Consider the following 7,679-nt stretch of genomic DNA (forward strand, 5'->3'; position numbering starts at 1 on the left):
CATCGGCCACTTCCGCAGCCTGGGCACCAATCTCTTCGGTCTGGAAGATGTCCTCGGTGGTGGTGACCGCGACTTCGACGATCATGTGATCGGCTTCCAGTTCAACCAGATCCTTTGAGGTCAGAACTCTGCTGATCGCCTGGTCAGGGGAGCAGGGCCGGCCGTTCCGTCCTCGGTTCCTAAGATCCCCCCTACGTTCCAGCCCGATCGGGCCCCCCGCCATGGCCCCGTTCTCCACCCCTCCCGGCACGGATCTCCGCATCGGCCGCCGGGAGCTGTTGCTGGGAGGCGCTGCCGCCGGCTTCGCCCTGGCGGTGCGGCCGGTGGCGGCGTCCACCGTCACCACCTCCACCCAGGGACTGACGGCCGGCTGGGTGTCGGTGCCGGCGGCGGATGGCTCCGTGAAGGCCTACAGGGCCCGCCCGGCCAAGGGCTCGGGCTTCCCGGTGGTGCTGGTGGTGCAGGAAATCTTCGGCGTCCATGCCTACATCCAGGATGTCTGCCGCCGCCTGGCCCAGCTGGGATACCTGGCCATCGCCCCGAGCCTTTTCGATCGTCAGGGCGATGTGACCCAGCTGCCCGACATCCCTTCGATCCTGCCGCTGGTGGCGACAGTGCCGGATTCCCAGGTGATGACCGATCTGGATGCCACCGCCGCCTGGGCGGCCGCCAGCGGCGGCGGCGACGTGTCGCGGCTTGGGATCACGGGCTTCTGCTGGGGCGGGCGGATCACCTGGCTATATGCCGCCCACAACCCGAAGCTGAAGGCCGGGGTGGCCTGGTACGGCCGCCTGGACGGGACGGCCAGCGAGCGGCAACCCCTGTTCCCGATCGACGTGGTGTCCAAGCTCAAGGCTCCGGTGCTGGGGCTCTATGCCGGCCAGGACGACGGCATCCCGATGGAGTCGGTGCAACGGATGCAGGCGGCCCTGAAGGCGGCCGGCAGCCCCAGCCGCATCGAGGTGTTCCCCGGCGTCCCCCACGGCTTCCACGCCGACTACCGGCCCACCTACCGCGCCGCCGCCGCCGGCGCCGGCTGGACGCAGATGCGGGCCTGGTTCCGCGCCAACGGCGTGGTCTGAGGCGGGACAGTGGCGTAGAGCAATGTCGCCATCTGCGTGCGCAGCAACTGTTGGCTCACGGAAGCCGGATCCACCGGCTCGCTGAATGCCGCCATTGGACCCTCCTCGAAACCCCTGCGGATGTTGCTCCTGCCAGTTCCCTGGCCTCCACAAGCGCCAGCTAACCCACAGGTCCGTGGCCCTCTAAAGCCGGTCCTCCAGGGTCCCGGGCCAGGCCCATCTTGATGGCTGTCTTCACAGACAGCCAGATCCCTCTTTGAGAAGTTCGAAAAGTTTTGTCAGCGACGATCAGCGATCGCCCATCACCTGCCGCTGACGCCGCCGCAGCCGCCGGGCATAGCCGAAGCAGACCGAAACCCCAAGGATCGGCAGGGGGCCAGGGACCGCGGCAGTATTGGGAGGAACGACGACTCTGGTGGCGAAGGCATAGCGCAAGGTCTCATCAGGGAAGGCCTGATACAAGATCTGGGAATTGGCCGGGGGCGCGATCAATTGGGACCAGCCGTCAACGGATTCGCCGATGAATGGGTCACTCACCCTGGCGAAGGCAAAGAGTGGCCCAAACTCGTCCAAACCAGGAACTGGAAAGAGCGGACCCAGCTGATCCCCCACCTCTTCTGCAAACAAGGCAGCCAGACCCGAATCCCCCCACCACGGCATCACGCCGCCGCTGCCGATGAGCGCGAAGCGAGTCGGATCGGCGTCGTAGGTGGTCTCTTCGGCCGTGACGTCATAAGTGACGCCGCCAACGACGACCTGGAGCGCCTGGGCAGGAAGAACCGGCACCACCAAGCCCAAGATGCCGGCGCCGAGCAGGAGTGAAGAAAGTGAAGAGCGAAGCATCGTTGGAGTGCGTGGGGAGGGGCAGGCGCAGGCCAGAGGACAGTGAATTTTGACTGAGTTTAGCTTGAAAAAGCCTGAATTTCAGTTCAGATCCGTTTGCACGTAGGTGAACTGGCTGGCATTGGTGAGATCCAGGGCGGAAGGGGTCAGCCCCTTCACGAAGCCGATCGCCTCGTCGAAGAACGAGACCCTCGGCGACAGGGGCCGAGAGGGGTTGCGGCTGTAGATGAAGGTGCCCAGCTGGCTCTGGTAGGTGCCGAGGCCAAGCAGGTACTGGTTGGCCGCGCCATGGAGCTGGATCTTGTCGTCGGCGCCGAAATCGTTGATGACGCCGAAATCACCACGGCCCTGGCTGAATCCATTGCCATCGTCGTAGAAGATGCCCGTCTCATCACCGAGGATGAACAGATCGCCGGAGCCTCCCCCGGTCAGTTCATCGATCGTTCCCCGGCCCCGCAGGCTGGAGCCCCCCGGTACACCGCTGATGATCTCGGCAGCGGCCGTGCCGATGATGCTGTCGCTGCCGTCGGTGGGAGGGCCCACCACCGGCTCCTGAATGGTGAGAACGCTGGTGCCACCCACCTGCTGGCTGAAGGCGGCATCGCTGAAGAAGCGCAGCTCAAAGAGTTCCTCCCCTTCAATGGAGGCATCGGCGGCGAAGGAGCGAATGACTGTGAAGCGACCGTCGCTGCCGATGCTGCCATCGCCGCTCAGCTGACCATCGCCCAGATCGCTGGCCGTCAGACCCGCCCCAGACAACTGCCAGTAGACCGGGGTTCCCGCCGCCACATTGGTCGTGCGCAACTCAATCGCCAGCTGCTCGCCTTCGTTCACCGTGCCGGCCAACGGCGACACGGTGTAAGTCGGCGGCACCAGTGTGTCGACGTCGTAGGGCGGGCTGATGGCTCCGCCCCCAGGGTTGCCGGCAAGGTCGGTGTAGGACCCGTCGGCCAGTTCCACCACGTTGCCGGTTGTGGTCACACCGGCATCGGGGGTCAGCAGGGCCGTCCAGACCTGACCACCGGAGCCGGCCTGGGGGGTGAGATCCGAAAGACCGGCGCTGCCGGCGCTCAGATCATCCAGCGCGAAGCCCTGCACGGCTTCCGAGAAGCTGATCGTCACCAGCGCGCTCTGTCCGGAGGCCAGGGCCGTGGTGTCGAGCTCGATCGTGGCCGTCGGGGGGGTGGTGTCGACGGGCAGGAGGAAATTCCCGAAATCAATCCCTGCGGCCACCTCCCCGGCCAGGATGTCGACCAGGGCTCCCGTTGCCGGAAAGGTCTGCAACCAGCCAGGCTCCACCACCTGGGCCACGGCGTAAGTGCCCGGCCGCAGATCATCGAAGCGGTAGGCGCCATCCGCGCCCGTGACGACGCTGCGCTCACCAGGATCCAGCACACCATTGCCATCCGCATCCAGGAACACGGTCCACCCCGGAATCGGGGCCTCGGTGTCGTCGATGCCATTGTTGTTGGCGTCGTTCCAGACCTGGCCGATGATCTCGGCGTCGTTGTCCTCGATCGCAGCACTCAGATCCGCCAGCACCAGGGCGGCGTAGGCAGGATCGGCGCTGGAAACGAGCGGCTGGATCACGCCGGGGTGAGGGCCCTCGGTGATCGGATCGTCGATCGCGCTGACGATCACCGTCTGGGGGATGTTCCAGTCCTGGTCGGTGAAGGTGAGCGAGGTGCGATCCAGGCTCACCTGGCCATCGGGGCTGAAGCTGATCACCACATCCGCCGTGGGCTGGGTGCTCAGAACGAGGGCAAAGGAAGATTCAAGGCCGTCTTCGCTCAGCACCAGGGCGGAAGAGGGAAGACCGAGGATGGCCGGCAGGGGCTCATCGTCGAGGATCGTGATCGCTGCCGTGCCCCCACCGATGGCGACCCCACCGGTGGGGGCACCGAGGGTGATGATGAAGCTTTCGGTGGGCTCGAACACGGCGTCGTCAGTGATCGGCAGAAGGATGGTCTGGCTGCCCCCTTCACCATCGCCGAACACCACGGCGATCGGATCCGCCAGGTAGTCGCCGGGGGCGGTGGCCGACCCGGGGAGGAATGAAATCGTGGCCCCCACCAACCCATCGGTGCCCCCGCTGCGCACCACGGTGATCTCCGCAGCCGGCACGCCGTTTTCGTTGACGGTGTAGGTGGCGGCGCCAAAGGACAGGCTGCCCGGCTGGGGAGGATCGTCGCTGACGATCGTGAGGGTGGCCGTGTTCGGAGCGCCGATGGAAGCCCCTGACTGGGGATCGCCGAGGCTGAGGAAGAGGGTTTCCTCCGGCTCGAAATCGCCATCGTTCACGATCGGGACCACCACCTCCAGGACGGCCTGCTGATCGGCGAACACCACCGGAATCGGGGCAGGGTCGTAATCCGCTCCCGGGGTCGCCGTGCCCGGCGTCAACGTGAGGGTGGCGCTGACGCTGCCGGCCAGGCTGCCCGTGCGGGTGATCGTGATCGCCTGGCTCGTCGTGCCGTCTTCGTTGACGCTGTAGGCGCCGGCGGAGAAGGCGAGGGTGCTGGTGGAGCCGTCGTCGTTGAGGATGAGGCCGCTGATCGGACCCGGGGTGGCGATCATGTAAGCGGCGTCGCTCACCAGCGTCAGGATCACGTCTTCGTCGGGTTCGAAGCTGGTGTCCTCGCTCGGATCGATCACCACACTGAACGTGTCGAGACCGGCCGGAATCACCACACTGCCGGCAAGGGCTGAGAAGGTGGTGGCTCCGCTGACGCTGTAATCGCTGTTGAGACTGGCCGCCCCAGCCACACTGAAGTTCACCGTCAGGGGATCGTTCAGGACGCCCGTGCGGCTGAAGGTGTAGGTGAGAACCGCCGTTCCGTCCTCCGTCACCTGCAGGGGATCGAGGGAGAGGGAGACGGCCGGCTTGTCGTTATCGACGATGATCACCGAAGCCGCACTCTGGGCGCCGAGGGTGGCCCCATTGGTGGGATTCACCAAGGTCAGAGCGAAACTTTCTGGGCCTTCTGAGAGGGTGTCGTCGAAGATCGGCAGGTCCACCGTCCTGCTGGTTTCGCTGTCCTGGAAGATCACCGTCAGCGACTGGGTGCTGTAGTCGCCGGGGAACGTGGCGGCCCCGGCCCCGACGCCGTCGCTGAGCACCAGGTTCACGCTGACGATCCCTTCGCTGCCGCCGGTGCGCTCGATGGTGACCGCACTGATCGGGGAACCATCCTCATTGACGCTGAACTGGGGCTGGCTGAAGGCCAGCACACCGCGGTTGTCATCCACCACGTTGAGGATCGTGATGATGAGATTGCGTTGAAAACTCAGGCCACTGGAGTCAGTCGTCTGGACCGTAATGAGGTGCTGGGTGTCCGCCTCGAAATTCAGCAGCGAACCATCAGCCACTAGGAGTTGATCGCCAACGATGGAAAAACGACCACCGGCATCATCGAACAGCGTGTAGGTGTGGGTGTCATTGCTGTTGCTGTCCTGGGAGGTGAGGGTGCCGATCAGCGTGTCGTTGGCAGTGTTTTCGGCAATCTGACTGTTGTCGAGCGAGATGTTGGTCGGCTGGCTGTTCACCACACTGAGGCTGAAGAGATCGGTGACTGACGCATTGCTCTGATCCGTGGCCGTCACGGCGATCACATAATCGCTGGCATCAGCGATCAGGGGATCCGCCGTGAAGACACGATCTCCCAGGCTCAGCCAGCCTGGCAGCGGACTGCCATCCTCCAGGGTGGCCGAATAGGTGAGGGAGTCGCCAAGATCCACGTCCGTGAAGGAGTTGGCAGGGAAACTGAAGGTGGTGAGGCGGTTGGAGAAGATCGAGCGGTCGATCAACGGAATGTTCAGCACCGGCGCATCATTCACCGGATTGATCGTGAAGCTGACCAGGGAATCCTCATCGGCGAAGGCGATGCCATCGGAGCCGTTCCAGAGGAAGGCCGCCGATCCGTTGAAGTTCAGCGCTGGGGAAAAACTGAGCTGGGCCAGATCGGCAGCGGCGATCTCCTGTCCGGCGGTCACGTCGACCCCGTTCAGTTTCAAGATGCCGTTGCTGGGCAGCCCCACGATCCGCACCGTGGCCAGGGGCAGGCCGGAGCCGCTGGTGAAGGCGGCGGCGAAGTCGCCAGCCGTGAAGGCCACCAGCTCATCCTCATCGGAGGTCTTCTCCACCGTGTCGAGGATGGTGATCCCCACCACATCCACAGCCCAGAGCTCGATGCCCTGCACGCCATCGGTGGCCGAGAAGTACAGCTTGTTGTTGCTGAAGGTGAGGGAACCTGGATTCGACGTGGCCGTGCCCGGGTTGATGTCCGTGAGGAACACCGCATCACCGGTTGCGGCATCGATCGTCCAGAGTTCCCGGCCCGAGGCGGCCGAGTTGGCGACAAAGAACAGGCTGCCGTTGGCATTGATCAGGTTGGACGGGGAGGAACCGCTTGAGCCGGGGAGCACATCAATCACCACCGGACTGCCCGTGGCCGCATCGATCCGCAGCAGTTCCGTGCCAACCCCGGGCACAGAAGCGGTGAAGTAGAGGGTGCTGCCGACGAGGGTGAGGTTGGCCGGCGAGGAACTGCCGGCGCCTGGACTGAGGTCGATGAGCTCCGGCACCAGGCTCCCTGGAGGGAGGCGCCAGAGCTCGTTGCCGGTGGTGCCGTCATTGGCCTCGAAGTAGAGCGTTCCGCCCACATCCAGGAGCTGATTCACTGTCGTGAGGGTGGAACTCACCAGCTGGGCAGCTGCCCCAGCGGCTGGCACCACCCAGAGCTGGCGCCCATTGGCACCGTCATCGGCCGTGAAGAAGAAACGCCCTCCGGCCACCACGAAGTCCTGGGGCGTGGAGGCGGCGGTGGTCAGGTTGAGATCGGCCGTCAGGAACGTACCGGCACCGGTGCCGTCGCTCTCCCAGAGTTCGGTTCCCAGCTCGACACTGGAGATCGAGAAATACACCTTGCCGTTGCTGCTGGTGAGGCCAGAGAACGAGGTCGAGAGCGGGCCGGGGGTGATGTCCTTCACCAGGACGGGGAGGCCTGTGGTGGGGTCCAGCTTCCAGAGTTCCACGCCGGTGCCGCTGCCCGCGGCGGTGAAGAACAGGGTGCCGTTGGCCGCGAGCAGATTGCTCGGATTACTGCCGGTGGACCCTGGATTCACCTCCAGGCTGGTGAGCGTAGCGGTGGAAGGGTCGTAGGACCAGAGATCGTTTCCCGTGGCAGGGCTGGAGGCCGTGAAGTAGAGGATCCCCCCCACCGCCGTGAGGTCGTCGGGGGAGGAACTGGCCGTGCCGGTGTTGATGCTGATGAGCTGAGGGTTGCCCGTGGCCGGATCGATGGTCCAGAGCTCAGCCCCATCGGCCACGGTGGAGGCCCTGAAGAACAACTGGCTGCCGGTGCTGACCAGCTGGGTGGGGCTGGAGCCGCCGCTGCCGGGCTGTACATCGATCAGCTGGGCGGCGGCGGATCCGGGATTGACCCGCCAGAGTTCGCGGCTGCTGGTGGAACCGGTGGCCACGAAGTAGAGAACTCCACCAGCAATGGTGAAATCGCTGACACTGGAGGAGGTGGCCCCGGGGAAGAGATCCTGCAGAACGGTGCCGGCGTCAGTTCCATCGCTCGACCAGAGCTCCACCCCGCTGGTTCCATTGTTGGCGGTGAAGAACAGCCGGCCGTCGAAGCCAATCAACTGGCTCGGCGACGAGCTGCCGCTGCCGGCGTTGATGTCCTTCACCAGCACCGGGTTGCCGCTGCCGTCCAGCTTCCACAGCTCCACGCCCACGCCACTCGT

At 65.0% G+C, this 7,679-nt stretch carries 4 protein-coding genes; 2 read left to right on the top strand and 2 right to left on the bottom strand.

The genetic code is table 11. The annotated features are described in order from the left end of the window. Positions 1-40: 40 nt before the first annotated feature. The gene (locus tag KUG43_RS17525) at positions 41-118 is read left to right on the top strand and encodes a hypothetical protein (RefSeq protein ID WP_502988624.1); all 78 of its coding nucleotides are present in this window, start codon (positions 41-43) and stop codon (positions 116-118) included. A 103-nt stretch (positions 119-221) separates the two neighbouring features. After that, positions 222-1,082 (top strand): dienelactone hydrolase family protein, encoded by an 861-nt coding sequence (locus KUG43_RS16400; RefSeq protein WP_216910878.1) that lies wholly within the window; start codon positions 222-224, stop codon positions 1,080-1,082. A 288-nt stretch (positions 1,083-1,370) separates the two neighbouring features. On the opposite strand, the gene KUG43_RS16405 is transcribed toward KUG43_RS16400, so the two are convergent. Beyond that, positions 1,371-1,925 carry a hypothetical protein gene (locus KUG43_RS16405; RefSeq protein WP_216910880.1) on the bottom strand — a complete coding sequence of 185 codons (555 nt, stop codon included), beginning with the start codon at positions 1,923-1,925 and terminating at the stop codon, positions 1,371-1,373. Between the two features lie 81 nt (positions 1,926-2,006). Next, positions 2,007-7,670, bottom strand: coding sequence for a Calx-beta domain-containing protein (locus tag KUG43_RS16410; RefSeq protein WP_216910882.1), 5,664 nt, complete (start codon positions 7,668-7,670; stop codon positions 2,007-2,009). Positions 7,671-7,679: the final 9 nt, after the last annotated feature.

The organism is Synechococcus sp. CCY 0621, assembly GCF_019038465.1.
Classification (GTDB): Bacteria; Cyanobacteriota; Cyanobacteriia; order PCC-6307; family Cyanobiaceae; genus Cyanobium.